This window comes from Candidatus Krumholzibacteriia bacterium (genome assembly GCA_035268685.1).
Classification (GTDB): Bacteria; Krumholzibacteriota; Krumholzibacteriia; order JAJRXK01; family JAJRXK01; genus JAJRXK01.
This window is the reverse complement of sequence record DATFKK010000006.1, coordinates 72,413-92,276: the sequence shown is the minus strand read 5'-3', so window position 1 is coordinate 92,276 and position 19,864 is coordinate 72,413. Positions and strand designations below refer to the sequence as shown.

The window sequence follows — 19,864 nt, the reverse complement described above, 5'->3', positions numbered from 1 at the left end:
CCGCACGAGAAAGGCAACCCCATGATCGGCATCCGCGACCTCTACCGCGCGAGCGACCGCACGCTCGCCCGCACCCCTCGTCCGCTGCGTGACGCGGCCCTCCGCCTGGTCGCGCCGGCCACCGGGCTCATGAGCTGCCCGCGCGTCCTGATGGTCGAACCGACCAACGCCTGCAACGGCAAGTGCCCCTTGTGCCCCGTTGGTGCCCGCACCATGGACCGTGACGTCGGCATGCTCGATCCGGGCCTCCTGGCGCGCGTGATCGACGAAGTCGGTCCTCGGGTTCGCATGGTCATCATGAACTTCGCGGGCGAACCCTTCCTTCACCCGCGGCTCCCGGATCTCGTCCGCATCGCGCGGGGTCACGGCGCCCAGGTCCTGGTGGGCACGAACGGCACACGGGATCGCGCATCCGACATCCTCGACGCCGAACCCACGGAGATCCTCTTCTCGCTCGACGGCACGACGCCCGCCACGTACGAACAGTACCGCAACTACCGGGACGGCACGACGCTGTCGGACGTCAAGACCAACCTCGAACGCCTCGTCGACGAGAAGCGGCGCCGGAGCGCTTCCACGAGGATCGTTCTTCAGTTCGTCGTGTTCCGCCACAACGAGTCCGAGATCGACGACGTCGTCGACTACGCCGAGCGGGTCGGCGTCGATGCCGTCGACCTGAAGCCCGCCTGCGTGAACGACTACTTCGACGAGGACGTGTCGGCCCTCAAGGACCGGTACCTGCCCACGTCGTCGGCCATCCGCCAGTACCGCGACGACCAGAACGGACAGGCGCAGCTACGCCCCGGCTTCTGCTCGTTCGCGTTCAACGAGACCCAGCTCGCGTGGAACGGCGATCTCATCTCGTGCTGCTTCGACACCGACGGCGCGAACGTCCTCGGCAATGTGGAACGCGACGGCGGCCTGCTGCAGGTGTGGAACGGCGACCGCGGCCGCTCCATGCAGCGGAAGATCCTGCGTCAGGGACTCGACCTTTGTGACCAGTGCGGCGTGACGAGCGTACGGTCGACACGGGTGGATCTCCGGAGCAAGCGGCCTCTGCCCCCTACCTCGGCGCCTCCATCAACGTGAACAACAGATTGTCGATGAACGCCGGGTCCTGCGTCAGCTCGATGTGCGACGATGTGAGGAACACCACCTGCTGCCACGCGATCGGCGACACCAATCGCGTCTGCCACTCGCCACCCACGCGCTCGTCCATGAGCGCGCTGGCGCGCAGGACCGTGCCGTCGCCCGGGGCGCGATCCAGGATCTCGATCTCGCCGTCGACGATCCGCACGCGGCTGGGTGTGGGGTGCGCGTCACCGGCGATCAGATCGATGCGCAGCTCCGGCGGAGGAGATGCCGGCCGGTCCAGTGCCAGGGCGAAGCGTTCGGCGTTGCGCAGGCACTTCTCGAGGTGGTCGAGGGCGATCCGTCGGCGTGCGGACGCGTCCTCGACCTCGGGCAGCAATCGTCGCAAGACCTCGTCCTGCCCCGGATCGGCCAGGCCCCACCCGCGCTCGTTCCACGTGTCGATGTCGTACAGTGCGTCGATGGGTTCGTCGGCTCCGTCCACGACCCGGCGGTGGCGCGGCCGCGGCAGCATCTCGTAGGCCGACGGCAGGGTCCCGAGCAGTGCCGGCTGGTAGTGCGGGAGCAGGAACCCGAGATCCTTGCCGTGCAGGAGATCCTGCAGGGCCTGCGGCGCGCCGGCGTTGGGCGGGGCCACGAGCACGGCACGCTCCACGAGTTCGGCGCCGGCCCAGGTCGGGGGCGGAACCTCTCCCTCCGCGGGCAACGGCGTGTCGCCGTAGCGCAGGTAGTAGCGCGTCAACAGCGCACCCATGGAGTGCGCAACGATGTCGAAGCGCACCTCGTGGTCGGTCACGCCGTAGCGCTGCTCGATCTCGCGTTCGACCTCCCTCTTGCGTTCGGTCATGAACGCGTGCAGGCGCTGCGCGTTGTCCACATTGCTTCGGCGCCAGTCGTAGTCGAACTCGAAGCAGGTGAAATGGTCGGGGCCGTAATCCAGGTCGCCGGGTTCGCTGGACCGACGGCTGCGGTACCCGCCCACGCCGAGCGCGTCGAGGATGTCGACGTAGGCGTCGAAGGCGATCGCCATGCCCATGATCTCGATCTCGAGCTTGTCGAGTGGGCCCACGGCGCGCACCGAGTCGCGCAGGGCCGACAGCGGCACCCCCTCGGCCATGGGCAGGGCGAAGCGGCGCGCGCCGTCGGGATGGTTGGGGTCGGCCGCGTCGGAGTCGCGCAGCCGGCCCCACACGGTGGCTCCGTCGGCATCGGCGAGGCGGGAACCCATGAGGCCGGGAATAAGGATCACCGGATTGCGCAGGTCGTCGTGGGTCCTGGCCGCCCGACCGTAGAGGGTCTTCAGGTCGGGGGACGGAGGACCGCCGCAGGCGCCGAGCAGGGTCGCCGCGAGCACCACGGCGCATCCGACGCCCCGCCACTTCCACCGCGGAAGCGGTCGATCGGACGCGCAGGATCGATCACGGTCGGGCCGAGGACCGACCGGGCGCAGAGTCCTCGGGACCACGGTCCGGTGTCGTTTCACCGTTCGCATCCAGACGATCCTCGCGCAGTGCCGGATCCGGGGGCGCATTCCACCGCCGACCGCGGGTCGACCGCCCGGTCCGTGCACGGGACGGGCCGACGATCCAGCGCCGGGGTCGTTCCCGCGGAGCGGGACCCGCAGCAGTCTAGCCGCTCGCCCGGGGCAGGAGAACCCCGATCCCGGCACCGGAGAGCCCGACCCCGCGTCCCGAGGCGCGCCATGGACCCCTGCCCCCGGTTTCGTGTAGATTCCCGACCGGCGTCCCGCCGCCTGGATCCCACAGCTCACGTCCCACACCTCCCGTCCCGCGCCTCCGGTCCGATCGCCATGACCGACGACATCATCCCCCTCGACCGCTACCGCCGCGCGAACACGGTCACCCTGCAGGGCGCGCTCACCGAACTCGACATCTCGGTCGAGGAACATCCGGGCCGTCGCTGGAACGCGCTGCTCTGGGCCCATCCGGACGGGCGGATCCTCGCCCACACCGTGATCCCCGCCGACGTTCCCCTCGACCAGCCGCCGCACGGGGCCGACGCCGACCGCGCGCTCGACGTCGCGCGAGGCTCGCTGCGCGAAGCGCTGGCCGAGCTGCTCGACGACGAACAATCCCCGCCGGTCCGGGCATCGATCGTGGTCGGCGATCCCTCGCTCGTCGGGCTCGCCCGCTCGGTGCGGGCCGACATCGCATGCACGATCGGACCGACGCCGGAGGCCCAGCGAGCCGGCGATTCGCTCGCCGCGTGGATGGGCGGCGAGCCCGGCGCCGAAGGACCCGATCTGTCGGCGACCATGCCACCGCGCGTCCCCGAGCTCGACGACAACCTGCGCCAGCGCTTCGCCAACTCCATGCAGTGGCTGCTCGACGCCGACCCGTGGGGAACGGTCGATCCCGCGTTCCACCTGATCGGGGTCGAGTGCCCCGCCGTCGGACTCCCCGATGCCATCGCGCATCTCGTGCGCGGCCCCGACGGTTCGGTGGGACTCATGCTGTTCGCCTCGATGGCGGCCTGGCGCCTGTCGCAATCGGTCGCCGACGACACCGACGAACGCCCGGGCCTGGAGCACTTCCCTTCGCACGCCGTGGTGAACACCTTCGGACCCGCGGACCTCGACACCGGCCTGGCCGATCAGCTCGCGGCCGACGGCTGGACCACACGCGACGGACGATACTTCCTGCCCATGGCCAACCTCCGCGGCGAGGGTCCGGCCGCCTGCTCCGAGCAGCAGGTGCGGCAACTGGACCTGCTCGCCAGCACCCTGGCGCAGATGACCGAACAGCACCTGCGCGGAGCGACCTTCAGCGGACTGCACGGTCACGTGGCCGAGTTCGAGATCGCCGAGGCCGGGGCGGAACCGCTGCTCCTGGAACTGTCCGCGCCCGCGCGCGCCCTGCGCGGGGCCCGCGAGTTCGACGACTACGGTTCCGGACTGTCGCTGCGTGCGCTGGGGCGGGAGTACCTGAGCCATCGTTCGAAGACGGTGAGCCTGGCCACCGTCGACAAGGACCGCGCCGCGCTCACCGATCTGTTCGAGACGATCGACCTCACGTGGCGCCACACCCTTCCCGACGACGCCGGACCGGCGAGCGCGATCCTCGGCTGCGAGACCCTCGCCGCGGGCATCGCCGACCACGTGCGCATGACCATGTTCGTGCCGCTTCCGAACTGGCGGAACCGGATCCAGAACGGCCGCCGCGCACTGCGCGGTTTCGTCAAGTGGCTGGTCCGCGAGAAGGCCCTCTACGCGAACGCCGCCCCCTATCTGCTGGTGCCGGTCGACCTCGCACACGAAGACGGCTCGCGTTGCATCCGGGCCGTCCAGCAGCTCTTCGCGGCCGTCGAGGCCACCCGCCCGGACGAAGCGGTCGAAGAGACCCCCGAAGTCGGCGACGTCGACCTGCCGTGGGGCAGCGGCTACGAGTACTCGGTGCAGCGCTTCGAGCGCGATCGTCTGTGGCTGCGCGACACGAGCGACCGAACCGGGTCTCCGATCCGCCTGCCGGGGCACGATCTCTCACGAACGAGCCTTCGCCGCGGCGACGTGCTGATCGCCCGCGTGGGACGCGCGGTCGGCGGCAAGGGCAAGGGACAGCGCCGACTGCTGGAGATCCATCAAGTGATCCGGGAGGAGCTGTCGACCTGGTCGTAGGGGTGTCCTGGTCGAGGCGTGATCGTCGGGGTGTCTTCGTCGAGGTGTGATCGTCGGTGGGCGGTCGTCGGGGGCGATCGATGCGATCACCGAACTGCGCTCACCGCCCCGACACCCCACTGCTCCACGACGTCCGTCAGGCGCTCCATGCGGAGCGGCTTGCCCAGGAACCCGTCGCATCCGGCCGCCAGCACCCGCTGCCGTTCCTCCTCGGAGTCGGCGGCGGTGACCGCCACGATCACCGGCTGTTCGTTCTCGGGCCATTCCTCGCGAATGCGGCGGGTCGCCTCGAGACCGTCGATCCGCGGCATCCGGACATCCATCAGCACCAGGTCGTAGTGCCGTTGCCGGAGCGCCTCGAGAGCGGCCTCGCCGTCGTCGACGCAGTCGTGGTCGAGACCCATCTTCGCGAGCATGCGGGCCGTGACCTTCAGATTGACGGCGTTGTCGTCGGCGACGAGCACGCGGCCGGATCCCGCCGCACGTTCGTGCGTCGCCGTCTCCGGCAGGGTGTGGTCTCTGGTGTCACCGTTCAATGCGCTCGCCCACGCCCGCGCCAGGCCGCGCGCCTTCACGGGCTCGAGCACGTAGGCGTGCGAGGCATCGCGCGGGCGCTCGGTGGCGCGCACGCAGCGTACGGCGGGCACGTCGCCGGGAATGCGGTCGGCGGGAAGGCTGCGATCCACCATCCACAGGTCGAACCCTGCTCCGGGAGCGACCTCGTCGGGAGCCACGCGCGTGACGCGCGCCCCGAAGGCCTCGCCCATCGCGCGGACGGCGTCGAAGGCCAGGTCGTCGTCCTCGACGACGCCGACGTGGACGTCCTGCAGGCCTTCGGTCGTGGCGAACACGCTCGACACGGGGGCCGGATCGACACCGAGCCGGACCGTGAACCGGAACACCGAACCCTCGCCCGGCGTGCCCGTGGCCTCGATGCACCCCTCCATGGTCTCGACCAGCTGCTTGCAGATGGCCAGCCCCAGGCCCGTGCCGCCGAACTGCCGTGTGGTCGAGGCATCAGCCTGCGAGAAGGCATCGAACAGGGATTCGGCCGTGGCCTCGTCGATCCCGATCCCGGTGTCGTGCACGGCCACACGGATCTCGCCGTCCGTGGTTCCCGACTCGACGGTCACGCCGACACGACCTTCCTCGGTGAACTTCACCGCGTTGCCCAGCAGGTTCACGACCACCTGCCGCAACCGCGTCACGTCACCGAGGAACGACGAGGGCAGGGTCGGATCCACGAACAGGACGACGTCGAGATCCTTCTCCCACGCGCGCGTCGCGACGACGTCGACGGCGTCCTCCATGCAGGCGCGCAATTCGAAGGGCCGGTGCTCGATTTCCAGCCGGCCGGCTTCGATCTTCGAGAAATCCAGGATGTCGTTGATGATGTCGAGCAGCGCGTCGCTGCTGCGCCGGACGATGTCCACGAATTCACGCTGCTCGTCGTCGAGGTCCGTCTCGGTCAGCAGGGTGGTCATGCCGATCACGCCGTTCATGGGCGTGCGGATCTCGTGGCTCATGTTGGCCAGGAACCGGCTCTTGGCCCGGCTCGCCTCGACCAGGCGACTGTTCGCGTCTTCGAGCTCGTGCTTGGTGTGCTGCAGTTCGCCCAGGGCCTTCTGCAGCACCTCGTTCTTGTGGGCCAGCTCCGACGTGCGCGCGGCGACCTGCTCCTGCAGCACCCGGTTGCGACGCTTCATCTCGACGACGCGTAGCTGGTGCACGCCACGAGCGGCCGCGAACAACAGCAGGGTGACGACCAGGACGAACCAGGCACGCTGCCAGAACGGAGGCGTGATCGACCACGCCATCGATTCGGACGACGACCACGGGCCGCCGTAGCGTCGGGCCTGGACCTCGAGCCGGTAGTCGCCCGGAGCGAGGTTGCGCACGTGGACCTCGGGTTCGGAGAGCAGGTGCCAGTCGTCGCTGTAACCCCGCAGACGGTAGCGCATGTCGATCCGCCGGCGTGGGTCGTAGCTGGTGCACGCCATACGTACCGCGAGATCCCGGCGGTCGGCGTCGACCGAGGCTCCGTGCATGATGCGGTCACCCCCGAGCCGCACCTCTTCGAGGTGCACCGTCGGCGGACGCGTGCGTACGACGTCGAGGTCGGACCGATAGCGCGTCAGTCCCTCGGCCGTGCCGAACCAGAGCGTGCCGTCGTCGTCGCGCCAGAAGCCCCCGGCGTTCGACTCGGCGCTGCCGTAGCCCTCGGGCTTGCCGTAGTTCACGAAACGTTCCCCGTCGAAGCGGTCGACCCCGCGGGCGGTGCCGATCCACAGGTCGCCGTCGAGATCCACGCCGAGCGAGTAGACGGCAGGGTTCGTCAGACCGTCCTCGACGGAGTAGTTCCGGAAGCTCTCGCCATCGAAACGGGTGACGCCCATCGACGAGTGGTACCCGAACCACACGTCTCCGTCGGGGCCCTCGCACAGGTAGTAGGGTTCGGGAGCGGCAAGGCCGTCGGCCACGGTCCAGGTCGTCCACTTGCCCTCGTGATGACGCGACAGTCCGCGCAGACCGGTGTAGAAGACCGACCCGTCGGAATGCGCGAGCAACCGGCCGTTGCCGTAACTCTCGCCCGGCACGATCACCGACTCGAAGTGTTCGCCGTCGGGGCTGCGCTGCGGAGGGGAATCGCGGTGGGCGACCCAGATCGAGCCGTCGGCGGCCTGGACGATCTGGTCGGCCCATCGATTTCCGACACCGGTCGAAACGTGTTCCCATCCTTCGGAATCGCGACGGAACAGGCCACGGTTGGTGGCCGCCCAGAGCCGGTGGTCGCGATCCTCCAACAGGTACACGACCCACAACCGTCGGTGGTCACCTGGCAGGTCGACGGACTCGAAGCGGTCGCCGCGCAGGCGGGCCAGCCCGCGCACCGTCCCCGCCCAGAGGGTTCCGTCGTGGGTGCGAACGACAGGCCGGACGTTGCTGGACGGAAGTCCTTCGGCCTCGGTGTAGTTCGCGAAGGCGCGACCGTGGAAGACCGCCAATCCCCCGAAGCCGCCCACCCAGAGCAGCCCCTCGCGGTCGACGAGGACAGGCGTGACCGATGAGAAGGGCAGGCCCTGATCGGGTCCGATCGTGCGCGGCCGACCGCCGTCGAACACCACCAGGAGATCCCGCGTGCCGAGCCACACCGTGCCGTCGGGGCCTTCGGCCAGATCGGCGAGCGTCGACCGCGGCAGGTCGGCTCCGGCCCGGAACGTGCGCGCGACCCGCCGGTCGTCGTACACGACCACGCCTTTGGATCGCGACACCCAGATCTCGTCGTTCGATCGGACCAGCAGATCACGACCTGCGCCGACGTCCACGGCCGGCGTCTCGAAGGTCTCGACGTGCCCGCCGGGTTCGCGCCGTTGCAGCGTCCCGTCGCGGAACAGGATCAGCAGCGCGCCCTGCGCGTCGAAGGCGACCGCCGCCACCGGTGCGGGCGTCAGACCGGCGTTGGGCCCCATGGCCCGCAGCCCTGCGTGGTCGATCCGACGCAGACCGTCTCCCGTGCCCACCCACACCACACCGAGCGCGTCGATGGCGAGATCGGACACCGCGCTCAGCGCGAACCCCGGAGCGTCGACCCGGCCGCCGGGGTGGATACGGGCGACGCCATGATTGGTCCCGACCCAGATCGACCCGTCCGGCGCCTGGTCGATCGCATTGATCCAGTCGTTGGGCAGTCCGTTCCGGGTATCGAAAGTCTCGAACCGCTCACCGTCGAAGCGGTTCAGGCCGGCCTGGGTACCGATCCACAGGTACCCATCGCGGTCCTGGTGGAGCGACCGGACGGAGAGCTGCGACAGACCGTCGTCGCCGGTCCAGAGCTGGAACGTCCGTTGTTGGGCAAGGACTTGCCCGGCCGTCGCGAGCGATACGACGACCACCAGTGCGCACGCCATCCACGCGCGCCCGGGGCGAGATATCGGGACCAAGACGCCCTCCCGTCGACCGGCGAATTGTCACGCCGCGTTCTGGCTCCCACGGGTGACGCGGCGTGGGCGCGAACCGGTCGCGCGGGGTTCTGCAAGTCGTGGACCAAGGCGCACTGGTGGGCCCCCAGGGACTCGAACCCTGCACCGGCAGATTAAAAGTCTGCTGCTCTACCTGATGAGCTAGAGGCCCACCCCGTCCGACCGCCGGGCGGCAGCGGAGCGCCGGGCAGACACTCTAACGCAATCCTTGCCGGCCGCCGACCGCCGGGATCCGGCCCGGACGCCGTCGGGACGCTCATCGTGAAGAGGAATGGAAGACCCCACCCCTCGCCCTCTGCCATCCGGCTCCCGACCGACGGCGCGGAACGAGGGGTGGGGGTTCACATCGTGGGCTCGCTCGATGCGAGTGCACCGAGAGCCGGGGCGTGCGCCCTCCTGTACCCGGTCAAGCGACAACGGCCGCCGGGACCGGAACATCTTTTCCACCTGGGGGCACCCCCCCTCTGGGCCCGCCGACTTGACCCGGCCCCGTGGGGGACGTAGGGTCCGTGGCGGCGAAGGCTCCCATCCTCGCGCCGGGGAACGCCGAAGGTGCGGTTCTCACCGACCGGGGACGAGGGGTTCCCGGAACTCTACGAACAGCTGCTCGGCCAGGCCCGACGCGCGCTCTCGAAGGAACGCGTCGACCACACCCTGAGCCCGACGGCCCTGGTCCACGAGGCCTATCTCCGGTTGGGTCCCGACGGATCGGGGACGTTCCACGGTCGCGCGCACTTCCTCGCCGTGGCCGCCGCAGCCATGCGGCACATCCTGGTCGACCACGCACGCGCCCGCGGACGCGACAAGCGCGGCGGAGGCTGGATCCGGGTCGAGCTCGACGAATCGCTTCCGCTGAACGACCAGGGCCTGGACCGCGCGCTGATCCTGAACGATCTGCTGGAACGCCTGACGCGCGTGGACGACGACGCGGCCATGATCACGCAGATGCGCTTCTTCGCGTCGATGACCGAAGAGGAGATCGCCGAGGAGATGGGCCGCTCGTCGCGGTGGGTCCGCAAGCAGTGGGCCTTCGCGCGCCAGTGGCTCCGCGCGCGGCTGGAAGAAGCCGGTCCCACGGCCTGATCACCGGTCGGATCGGACGGTGGTCTGCGCCGACCACCACGACCGCTCGTCGTGGACACGGGCGTGGAGGCTCGGGAACTGGCCGGGCGGGACGAGGTCGGTCAAGGCCGCGAAGAGCCGCTCGGCCTGCCGCGCTGCCCGCGCGGGGGTCTCGCGGCCCACGGCCAAGCGCGCGCGCTCGCGACGGGCGCGTTCGTAGAGCAGGTGGGCGTGATCGACGGGCGTGTCGACGCGGCTCAGGCGAACTCCGGCCTCGGTGAACCAGCGCTCGGCCTTCCACAGGCACGGCCCCTCGCCCCGCATGGCGGCGTCGATCTCGAGGCCGGCCAACACCAGGGCCACCCGGCCCCGGTCGTGCGGATGCAGACGATCGCCCAGGGTGTCGATCAGACGCTTCCCGCGGCGAAGGACCCGCTCGTGCCACCGGCGGGCCTGTTCGAGGTCTTCGGCGCGCTGGGCCCGTTGCCGATCGACACGCATCAACCACGTCTGGCTCGCGACGTGGGCCGCGAGGCTCCGCGTGGGCGACCGCTGCTCGAGCGATCGTGTCAGCCAGACCTCGGCGGCCTCGAGGTCGTCGCGGTCGCCGGTCAGCTCGGCCCGGATCGCGTGACCACGCCCCAGGTTGAACTCCAGGGAGGCCCTGGCGTAGGGATCCCGGTGGAGAAGGGCGTGCCGCTGCACGAAGTGCAGGTCCCCGAGACCGGACTCCACCGTGTCGAGGTCCCCGTCGATCGATCCGAGCATGATCTTGCTCTCGCCGACTTCGTTGCGGGCATAGCCCTGCTGCAGGTCGCGATGACCCAGCTCGAGTTCGGCGGCGCTCGCGGGGCGGCCGTGCTGTTCGCTGGCGAGCAACGCGAGCGCTTCGTCGCGCACCCGGAGCGAGCGCGACCACATCTGCCGGGGTTCGCGGTACGCGGCCAGGGCAGCCAGCGCCAGCCCCGCTCCCTGTCGTGTGCGCGCGACGTTGATGTCTCGAATGTGCCCCGTCATCGCATCGGAGGGATCGAGTTCGTCGAGCCCGCGCCGCCCGGGGTCGAAGCGTCCGGCCAGCTCCCAGGCCGCGAGGGCATCGGCGTACTCGGTGCGGTCCCGGGTCATCGCGCCCAGGAAGTAGTGCGCCTCACCCAGCCTCCATTGCAGGAAACGCTGCCATTCGGCCCCCGCGGGAGCGTTCGGCGCCCGGTCGAGGCGGTCGCGCGCATCGTGCAGCAATGCGACGGCGTCGCGCAGTCCTGCCTCGGTGCGTTCGCTCGCGTGGATCCGCTTGTCCGCGTCCTGGATCGCACTCCGTGCGCGCTGCATCTCGATCGCGGGATCGACCGCCACGTGCTGCACGCCGACCGCCACTCCGAGCACGGCCACGGTCAGGAGCAGCGCTGCTGCGGCGACCGGCCGCCGCAGCCGGCGCCGCAGACGTCGCCAGCGCCCGCGCCGGATCGGCACGCGGCCTCCGTCCCGCACCGTGCGCAGATCCTGCGCCACCGTGGCGGCCTCGGGCGTCCGCTCCCGCGGATCGCGGTCCAGCGCGCCCGCACAGATCCGGTCGATTCCGACCGGGAGCGAAGCATCGACGCGGCCGGGCCGCTCCGGCACGGCGTGCACGATGGCCGACAACGCCTCTCCCACGTTCGCCGGCACCGCGTACGGCCTGTGTCCGGTGAGGACCTCGAAGACCAGCAGACCCAGCGCGTGGACGTCGGTGGCCGGACCGATCGCCGCGGAGTCGCCCCGCGCCTGCTCGGGGCTCATGGAGCGGAGCGTCCCGATCAGTTGACCGTGCTGGGTCAGGGTCGGATCGCAGGCCGCCGTGGGCTCGAGGATCCGTGCCACCCCGAAGTCGAGCACGCACACGCGATCGTGCGCGTCGACCAGCACGTTGCCGGGTTTGAGGTCGCGATGGACGACTCCGCGGGCATGGGCGTGGGCCACGCCATCGGCGATCCGCGCCAGCACGTCGAGCCGTCGCGTCCGATCGGGCTGCGCGTCGCGGACCCACTCCAGCAACGGCCGGCCGGGGAAGTAGTCGAGGGCCAGGTAGGGCCGCAGCCCTTCGGCCGTGTCGACCAGCCCGGTGTCACGGCAGCGCGCCAACGACGGGTGGCGGAGCGAGCGCAGGATCCGGCCCTCGCGCTCGAGCCGTTCGCGCATGGGCTTCGACCCGGTGCCCGGAGGCAGCAGCTTCAGCGCGACCTCACGGCCGGTCGGCAGGTGCTCGGCGTGCAGGACCACGGCCATGGCCCCGCGCCCGAGCAGACCGAACACGCGATAGTCTCCCAGACGCTCCCGGGCCAGCAATGGCTCGGCCCAGAGACGATCCCCCGACAACGGATCCTGCTCCGAGACGGATCCCGGTTCGACGTCGTCGGCGCCGGCCAGCAGAGTGGCGGCCTCCGCGGCCAGATCGGGCCGATCGGCCAGGACACGTCGCGCGAAGGCCACGCGGCGATCCGCGGGCAGATCGAGTGCTCGCACGAAGACGTCACGTACACGTCGGTGATCAGGAGCCGAGATCGTCATGTCGGGCGCTGCTGTCGGACGGAAACGGGACGGTACGGGGCGCGAAAGCCGGCGGGAGTATAGCACGCGCCCCGGCTCCGCGTTCCGGAATCCGGAACGGGATCAGACCCGGATCAGCAGCGGGCCGGGGAACGGTGGATCCGACGATCGTGCACCCGGATCGAGGCGGGCGATGCCATGGCGGGTGCAACAGGAGCTCGCGGATCCATCGACACCGGAGCCCCGCGTCAGCCCACCGGCCGCTCGATCCAGTGATCGCGGGTGGGGCCGTTGCTCACGACGGTGACGGGGGTGCCGAGCAGATCGCCCAGTCGCTCGACGTAGGCGCGGCAGTTCGCGGGCAGATCGTCCCAGGACGTCACCGCACCGATGTCCTCCGACCAACCGGGAATCTCTTCGTATACCGGCTTGCACTTCTCCAGGACCTCGACCCAGTTCGGGAAGTGGTCGCGTTGCGCGCCCTCGTGCTCGTAGGCAGTGCAGATCTTCAGCGTGTCGATCCCGCTGAGGACGTCGAGCTTGGTCAGGACGACCTGGTCGAGACCATTGATCTCGGTGGCATAGCGGCCGGCCACGGCGTCGAACCAGCCGCAGCGTCGCGGGCGCCCGGTGGTGGCGCCGAATTCCGAGCCGCGGCTGCGAAGGTCCTCGGCCTCCTCGCCGTGCAGTTCGGTGACGAAGGGACCGTTGCCCACGCGCGTGCCGTAGCCCTTGAACACGCCGAACACGCTGTCGATCACGCGGTGGCTCAGACCCGTGCCGGTGATCGCGCCGCCGACGGTGCAGCTGCTCGCGGTGACGAAGGGGAAGGTGCCGTGGTCGACGTCGAGCAGCGCGCCCTGAGCGCCCTCGAGCATCGTGGTCCACTGGCCACGGCGCACGGGATCGAGGAATTCGTAGGCGCTCACGACCATCGGCCGCAGGCGCTCGGCGTGCTCGAGCACCTCGTCGGCCAGGGCCTCGCTGGCCATGGCGGGGGCGTCGTGGCGTTCGGCCAGCAGACGGTTCGCGCGCAGGACCTTCTCGATCACCAGGCGCCGAAGGCTCGAGTCGGGACGCGTGAGGTCGGCCACGCGCAGGCCCAGGCGGGCCATCTTGTCCTCGTAGGCCGGGCCGATTCCGCGACCCGTGGTCCCGATGCTCTTGCTGGCGAGCGACTGTTCGCGGAGCTCGTCGAAGCGACGGTGGTAGGGCATCACGAGCTGGGCCGAACCGGCCACGCGCACCCGCTGCTCCACGTCGATCCCCCGCCGGGACAGCTCGTCGATCTCCTCGACCAGTGTCCACGGATCGACGACCATGCCCGGCCCGAGCAGGCACTGCACACCGTCCCGCAGTACGCCGGTCGGAAGCAGGTGCAGGACGAACTTCTCGTCGCCGACATAGACGGTATGCCCGGCGTTGGCGCCACCCTGGAAACGCACGACCAGGTCGACGTGCTCGGCCATCCGGTCGACGACCTTGCCCTTGCCCTCGTCGCCCCACTGGCAGCCCAGGATCACGTTGGTGGGCTTCATGGTTGCGGCCCCTCCACGCAAAGGGAACCGCCGCTCGGACAGGACGTCCCAGCGGCGGACACGGCCCCAAAGGGTAGTCGGGAAGGGCGGTCGCGTCCAGTGCGACGCCCGTCGGCGGAAGAGCTCAGTTCCGCTCGCCGAAGAGGGACTTGAGGGTGGACCAGCTGCCCTCGTTGATGGGCAGGGCACAGTCCTCGACGTTCGGGTCGCCCGGGGCGCAGGCGTCGAACTCGCCGTTGGCGTCGGGCAGGTACTCCCCGTCGGGGTCACCCAGCTCGCAGCCGTTCGAACAGCCGTCGTCGTCGGAGTTCATGTCGGCCATCTCCGACCACAGACGCCGCGCTTCGTCGTTCGCGAGCTGCAACCAGTCTTCGCCGAACGACGTGAGACTCGACGCCGCGGCCGCGGGCACGGTCTCGGGCGTCGCATCGCCGCTGGCGTGGCAGGCCGTACAGCCGAAATCGTTGGGCGGGATCTTCGCCTGGGCTTCCGGGGTCGCCGCGGCCGTGGACGCGGACAGCAGCCACGCGGCCGCCGTCAGGGCACTCAGCGTACGGAGCCAGGAGCCGTGCATCGGTGCGTCTCTCACTTCCGCCCGCAGGCGAACCGGGGGAGCCGACGAGGAGCGCGCACGAATCATGCCGTGGAATCGTGCAGGCGGTCTCCGCCGAGCGTCGACGCTCTTCAACGATAGACCTCCGCGACAGCATCGTCAATCCACGGACGGAGCGTCGTTCCCGTCCGTGTCGAGAACGTCCTCGACCCAGGCCAGCAGTTCGTCGTGCCCGAAGCGTTCGGAGGCCGAGGTGACCACCACGGCCGTGTCGGCCGGCAGGGCCAGGTCCAGGGCCTGCAGGTGCTCGCGCACGGCCGCCTCGCGCTTGCTCCGCGCGATCTTGTCGCTCTTGGTCATCGCCAGGCAGAGCGGCCGTCCCGCCGCCACGAGCTCGCGCAGGCGCGCCCGGTCGTCGGGGGTGGGCCCCACCTTCAGGTCGATCAGCTGGATCACGCCCGCCAGCTGCTCGCGCTGGGCGAAGTAGCGCCGGGCCTGCGCGAGCCACCGATTGCGCTCGGCGCCGCCCACCTTCGCGTAGCCGTACCCCGGCATGTCGACCAGGTTCCAGCGCCCGTCGACCTCGTAATAGGTGAAGACCCGTGTCTTGCCGGGCTGTTTGCTGGTGTAGGCCAGCTTCTGGCGCCGCACGAGCAGGTTCACCAGCGAGGACTTGCCCACGTTGCTGCGGCCGGACAGAGCGATCTCGGGTGCCGGCCGCCGCGGGCACTCCTCGAGCGTGGCGCAGAAGTGCGTGAGCTGCACGTCGAGCTGGCGCTTTCCCATGGCCGGCCCCTAGTGGGGCCCTCCCGGCGCGGCCGGACCGTCCGACGCCGACGACTCGCCCTTCACCCCGGGACGGCGGCCCCGCCGCTCGGCCGGCATCAGGGCCAGGTCGAGCACGTCGTCCATGCGGCGCACCAGGTGCCAGTTCAGGCCCTTGCGCACGTTCTCGGACAGCTCGCGGTAGTCCTTCTCGTTCTCGTCGGGAATCACGATGTCGGTGCAGCCGGCGCGCTGGGCCGCCACGGCCTTCTCGGGCAGCCCACCGATCGGGAACACCTTCCCGCGCAGCGTGACCTCGCCGGTCATGGCGACCTCGCGGCGGACCTTGCGCCCGGTGAGCACGCTGACCAGCGCCGTCGCCATGGCGATACCCGCACTGGGACCGTCCTTGGGCACGGCGCCCTCGGGCACGTGGATGTGGATGTCGTGCTTCTTCACCACGTCGGCGCTCGCGGGAACCAGACTGCGAGCGTAGCTGAGCGCAGCGCGTGCGCTCTCCTCCATGACCTTCCGTAGGTTGCCGGTGATCAGCAGCTTGCCCTGACCGGGCAGCATGGAGACCTCGATCTCGAGGATCTCGCCGCCGGTGCTGGTCCACGCGAGGCCGGTGACCACCCCGACCTCGGGCTCGCGGTCGACGATGCGACGCAGGTACTGCGGCGGACCCAGGAACTTGTGCAGGTTGGCCCGCTGGATCCGGCGCGGGATCGGCCTCCGCTCGGCCTTCCGCCGGGCGAGTTTGCGGCAGATCGTGGCCAACTGGCGCTCGAGCGACCGCACGCCCGCCTCGCGCGTGTACAGACCGATCACGTCCTGCATCGCGGGCTCGGCGATCTCGAAGCGCGTTCGATTCAGCCCGTGGCTCTTCCGCAACCGTGGCAACAGGAACTCCTTGGCGATCGCCACCTTCTCGTGCTCGAGGTAGCCCGGCAGACGCAGGATCTCCATGCGGTCCTCGAGCGCCGGCGGAATGGCGTGCACGTCGTTCGCCGTGCAGATGAAGAACACCTCGCCGAGGTCGAAGGGCACCTCGAGGAAGTGGTCGCTGTAGTTCTTGTTCTGCTCGGGATCGAGCACCTCGAGCAGTGCGCTGCTCGGATCGCCGCGGAAGTCGCTGCCCAGCTTGTCGATCTCGTCGAGCAGGAACACGCAGTTGCGCGTGCCGGCGCGGCGAAGGCCGTCGAGGATGCGGCCCGGACGCGACCCGATGTAGGTGCGCCGATGGCCGCGGATCTCGGCCTCGTCGCGCATGCCGCCCAGCGAGACGCGCACGAAGTCGCGGCCCATGGCCTCGGCCACACTGCGGCCCAGGCTGGTCTTGCCGACTCCCGGTGGGCCCGCCAGGCACAGGATGGTTCCCTGCACGTCGCCGCTGAGCTTGATCACGCTCAGGAACTCGAGAATGCGCTCCTTGACCTTCTCCAGGCCGTGGTGATCGGCGTCGAGCTGTCGCTTCACCCGTCGCGTGTCGAGCGTCTGCTGCTTGCGCGCGTTCCACGGCAGCCCCACCAGCACGTCGAGGTAGTGGCGGATGACGGTGCTCTCGGGCGACATGGGAGGCATCTTCGCCAGGCGCGTGATCTCCTTGTGCGCGACCTCACGGGCCTCGTCACTCATGTCGGCCGACTCGATCTTCTCGAGGTACTCCTCGACCTCGTCGTCGTCGTCCTCGCCGTACCCGAGTTCCTTGCGGATCGCCCGCATGCGCTCGGTGAGATAGGCCTCCTTCTGGCCGACCTCGATCTGGTCCTTGACCTCTTCCTCGAGCCGCTCCTCCACCCGCAGGATCTCGATCTCGCGGCGCAGCAGGCCGATCACGGCCCGGGTTCGCGCCTCGACCCCGATCTCGTCGAGCAGCTTCTGTTTCTCGGCGGCGGGGATCAGCAGGTAGGCCGCCGCGGCGTCGGCCCGGCGGGAGATCTCCTCGGTCTGCGCCACCGTCCGCGCCACCTCGTCGGGCAGCCGCGGCTGCAGGTGCACGTACTCGTCGAAGGTCTCGGCCAGCTGCCGCGACAGGGCGACCGTCTCGGTGTCGGCGGCCGTGTCGACGTCGTCGCTCAGGAGCACGGTGAGTCGGGCCTCGAGGTGATCGTCGACGTCGAGCACCCGGTCGACGGTCACCCGATGCAGACCCTCGACGAGGATCTTGGTGGTGCCGTCGGGCAGCCGCAGCATCTGGTGGACCCGGGCAACGGTGCCCACGTCGAAGAGGTCTTCGCCGATGGGATCGGAGACCTCTCCGTGCCGCTGGGTGGCCACGGCCAGCAGCTTGTGGTGATCGGTGGCGATCTCCAGGCTGCGGATGCTGCGCTCGCGCCCCACGAGCAGGGGCACGACGGCCCCGGGCATGAGCACCACGTCGCGCAGCGGCAGCAACGGAAGCTGACGCGGTGGCACGTCGGATCGGTCGTCGAAGAGTCGGTCCTCGGTCATCGCAGCTCGTCGGACGGAGAACGGTGCAGCACGGCCCCGCGGGGCGGATCCCGCGGCGCGGCGGCACCTTAACGCGGCCCCCGGGGCCGGACAAGGGACAGTCGGTTCGGTGGACACACAGTCGGCCCCGGGGCTGTGCGTCCCGGGGCCGACTGCGCGGGGCCATTGGCGACGGCGGGGAAGCGGGTCGCCGCCGCGGCACCGTGGAGTCCCTGGATCAGGCCTGCTTCACGTAGATCTGGTCGCCGTCGGTGTAGATGTCGGGGCTGACACCGTCCTCCAGCGTCTCCCGCGTGATCACCACGCGGAGGATCTCCTTGCTCGACGGGATCTCGTACATGAGCTCGAGCATCAGCTCCTCGAGGATCGCCCGCAGACCCCGCGCGCCCGTGCGCCGGTCGATCGCCCGCCGGGCCACCGCCCGCAGGGCGTCGGGCTCGAACACCAGCTCCACGCCCTCCATCTCGAAGAGCTTCTCGTACTGGCGCGTGAGCGCGTTCTTCGGCTCGGTCAAGATCCGGACCAGCGACTCCTCGTCGAGCTCCTGCAGCGAGCACATGACCGGCATCCGCCCCACCATCTCGGGGATCAGCCCGTACTTCATGAGGTCGCTCGGGTCGAGCTTGCTCAGGATGCGCCCGCGGTCGAGCCGGTCGGGCTTCTGGTCGGCGTGCTCGAATCCCAGGATCTTCTCGCCGATCCGCTGCTTGATCACCCGGTCGAGGCCCTCGAAGGCCCCACCGCAGATGAACAGGATGTCCTTGGTGTCGACCTCGAGGTACTTCTGCTGCGGGTGTTTCCGCCCACCCTGCGGCGGCACGTTGGCCACGGTGCCCTCGAGCAGCTTGAGCAGGGCCTGCTGCACGCCCTCGCCGGAGACGTCGCGCGTGATCGACGGGTTGTCGCTCTTGCGGCTGACCTTGTCGATCTCGTCGATGTAGACGATCCCGCGCTCGGCGGCGGCCAGGTTGTAGTCGGCCGCCTGCAGGAGCTTGACGAGGATGTTCTCGACGTCCTCACCCACGTAGCCCGCCTCGGTCAGGGCGGTGGCGTCGACGATCGCGAACGGCACCTTGAGAATGCGCGCCAGCGTCTGGGCCAGCAGCGTCTTCCCCGTCCCGGTGGATCCGACCAGCAGGATGTTGCTCTTGTCGAGCTCGACGTCGTCTGCGTCGCGGCGGTGGTTGATCCGCTTGTAGTGGTTGTACACCGCAACGGCCAGGGTCTTCTTCGGCGACTCCTGACCCACGACGTAGGCGTCGAGCAGCTGCTTGATGTCGGCCGGCTTGGGGAAGTCCTTGGTCTCGAGCGCGTTGACCGCCGGCAGCTCGTCCTCGAGGATGTCGTTGCAGAGCTTGATGCACTCGTTGCAGATGTAGACCGACGGGCCGGACACCAGCTTGGCGACCTCGTCCTGTCCGCGCCCGCAGAACGAGCACTTGATCACCTGGGGTGTGCCCTTGCGAGACTTCATGGTGGCACTTCCCGCCCCCGCGCGCTTGGGGAGCCTCGGGGTTGGCTCCGCCCCTCCCGTACGGAGGGGTGGGAGTCGAAGTGGCCCGGAGATCCATTCCGGGCACGATCGCACACTACACCGATCGGGGCCCGACGGCCACCCGTCCGGGCCCGTTGCTCACGATTCCGACCCGGACCCGCCCTCGTGGGACGGCCCGGAGCCGTCGCTGCGCTTCTCGATCACCTTGTCGACCAGGCCGTACTCGCTGGCCTCGGTGGCCGACATGAAGAAGTCGCGGTCGCAGTCCTTGGCGATCTTCTTGAGCGACTGGCCGGTGTGATCGGCCAGGATCTGGTAGAGCCGCTCGCGGGTCGAGAGGATCTCCTTGGTGTAGATCTCGATCATCGCCGCCTGGCCCTGGCTTCCGCCCAGCGGCTGGTGGATCATGACCCGGCTGTGCGGCAGGCAGCTGCGCTTGCCCTTGGTGCCGGCGGCCAGCAGGACGGCGCCCATGCTCGCGGCCATGCCCATGCAGATCGTGGCCACGTCGTTGCTGATGTACTGCATGGTGTCGTAGATCGCGAGACCGGCCGTGACCGAACCGCCCGGGCTGTTCACGTAGAGATAGATGTCACGCTCGGGATCCTCGGCCTGCAGGAACAGCAGCTGGGCGATCACGAGGTTGCTGACGTTGTCGTCGATCGGCGAACCGATGAAGACGATCCGATCCTTCAACAAACGGCTGTAGATGTCGTAGGCGCGTTCGCCACGACCGGTCTGCTCGACGACCATCGGAACCAGCATCTG

The 19,864-nt window shown here is 69.7% G+C and carries 12 protein-coding genes and 1 tRNA gene; 3 read left to right on the top strand and 10 right to left on the bottom strand.

Annotated features, from left to right (window positions below; all coding sequences use genetic code 11):
• On the top strand, window positions 1-1,089 hold a 1,089-nt coding region (locus VKA86_00755; protein HKK69714.1), incomplete at its 5' end, for a radical SAM/SPASM domain-containing protein.
• Here the strand turns inward: VKA86_00755 and VKA86_00750 are convergent.
• On the bottom strand, window positions 1,064-2,446 hold the full coding sequence (locus VKA86_00750) for a hypothetical protein (GenBank protein HKK69713.1): 1,383 nt from the start codon (window positions 2,444-2,446) through the stop codon (window positions 1,064-1,066). The two genes, VKA86_00755 and VKA86_00750, sit on opposite strands and share 26 nt — an antisense overlap.
• Window positions 2,447-2,902: 456 nt before the next feature.
• On the opposite strand from VKA86_00750, the gene VKA86_00745 reads away from it, so the two are divergent.
• The gene (locus VKA86_00745; GenBank protein ID HKK69712.1) at window positions 2,903-4,726 is read left to right on the top strand and encodes a hypothetical protein; all 1,824 of its coding nucleotides are present in this window, start codon (window positions 2,903-2,905) and stop codon (window positions 4,724-4,726) included.
• An 86-nt stretch (window positions 4,727-4,812) separates the two neighbouring features.
• Here VKA86_00745 and VKA86_00740 read toward each other — a convergent pair whose 3' ends face one another.
• Together VKA86_00740 and VKA86_00735 are read right to left on the bottom strand one after the other, a co-directional pair.
• Window positions 4,813-8,667: a two-component regulator propeller domain-containing protein gene (locus VKA86_00740; protein ID HKK69711.1), complete on the bottom strand. Its 3,855-nt coding sequence runs from the start codon at window positions 8,665-8,667 to the stop codon at window positions 4,813-4,815.
• Between the two features lie 114 nt (window positions 8,668-8,781).
• Window positions 8,782-8,857: transfer RNA gene (locus VKA86_00735), tRNA-Lys, on the bottom strand.
• Window positions 8,858-9,258: 401 nt separating this feature from the next.
• On the opposite strand from VKA86_00735, the gene VKA86_00730 reads away from it, so the two are divergent.
• Window positions 9,259-9,789, top strand: coding sequence for an ECF-type sigma factor (locus tag VKA86_00730; protein HKK69710.1), 531 nt, complete (start codon window positions 9,259-9,261; stop codon window positions 9,787-9,789).
• On the opposite strand, the gene VKA86_00725 is transcribed toward VKA86_00730, so the two are convergent.
• From VKA86_00725 to clpP, 7 genes are all read right to left on the bottom strand, one after another.
• On the bottom strand, window positions 9,790-12,267 hold the full coding sequence (locus VKA86_00725) for a serine/threonine-protein kinase (GenBank protein ID HKK69709.1): 2,478 nt from the start codon (window positions 12,265-12,267) through the stop codon (window positions 9,790-9,792).
• A gap of 272 nt (window positions 12,268-12,539) precedes the next feature.
• A complete protein-coding gene (locus VKA86_00720) occupies window positions 12,540-13,829 on the bottom strand; it encodes an adenylosuccinate synthase (GenBank protein HKK69708.1) in 1,290 nt (429 codons plus the stop codon).
• A 124-nt stretch (window positions 13,830-13,953) separates the two neighbouring features.
• Entirely contained in the window at window positions 13,954-14,403 is a 450-nt protein-coding gene (locus VKA86_00715) for a hypothetical protein (GenBank protein ID HKK69707.1), read from the bottom strand.
• 138 nt (window positions 14,404-14,541) lie between these two features.
• Window positions 14,542-15,168 (bottom strand): ribosome biogenesis GTP-binding protein YihA/YsxC, encoded by a 627-nt coding sequence (yihA, locus tag VKA86_00710; GenBank protein HKK69706.1) that lies wholly within the window; start codon window positions 15,166-15,168, stop codon window positions 14,542-14,544.
• A 9-nt stretch (window positions 15,169-15,177) separates the two neighbouring features.
• A complete protein-coding gene (gene lon, locus VKA86_00705; protein HKK69705.1) occupies window positions 15,178-17,601 on the bottom strand; it encodes an endopeptidase La in 2,424 nt (807 codons plus the stop codon).
• 217 nt (window positions 17,602-17,818) lie between these two features.
• Complete coding sequence (gene clpX / locus VKA86_00700; GenBank protein ID HKK69704.1) at window positions 17,819-19,075, bottom strand: ATP-dependent Clp protease ATP-binding subunit ClpX; 1,257 nt, start codon at window positions 19,073-19,075, stop codon at window positions 17,819-17,821.
• A gap of 159 nt (window positions 19,076-19,234) precedes the next feature.
• On the bottom strand, window positions 19,235-19,861 hold the full coding sequence (gene clpP, locus VKA86_00695; GenBank protein HKK69703.1) for an ATP-dependent Clp endopeptidase proteolytic subunit ClpP: 627 nt from the start codon (window positions 19,859-19,861) through the stop codon (window positions 19,235-19,237).
• Window positions 19,862-19,864: the final 3 nt, after the last annotated feature.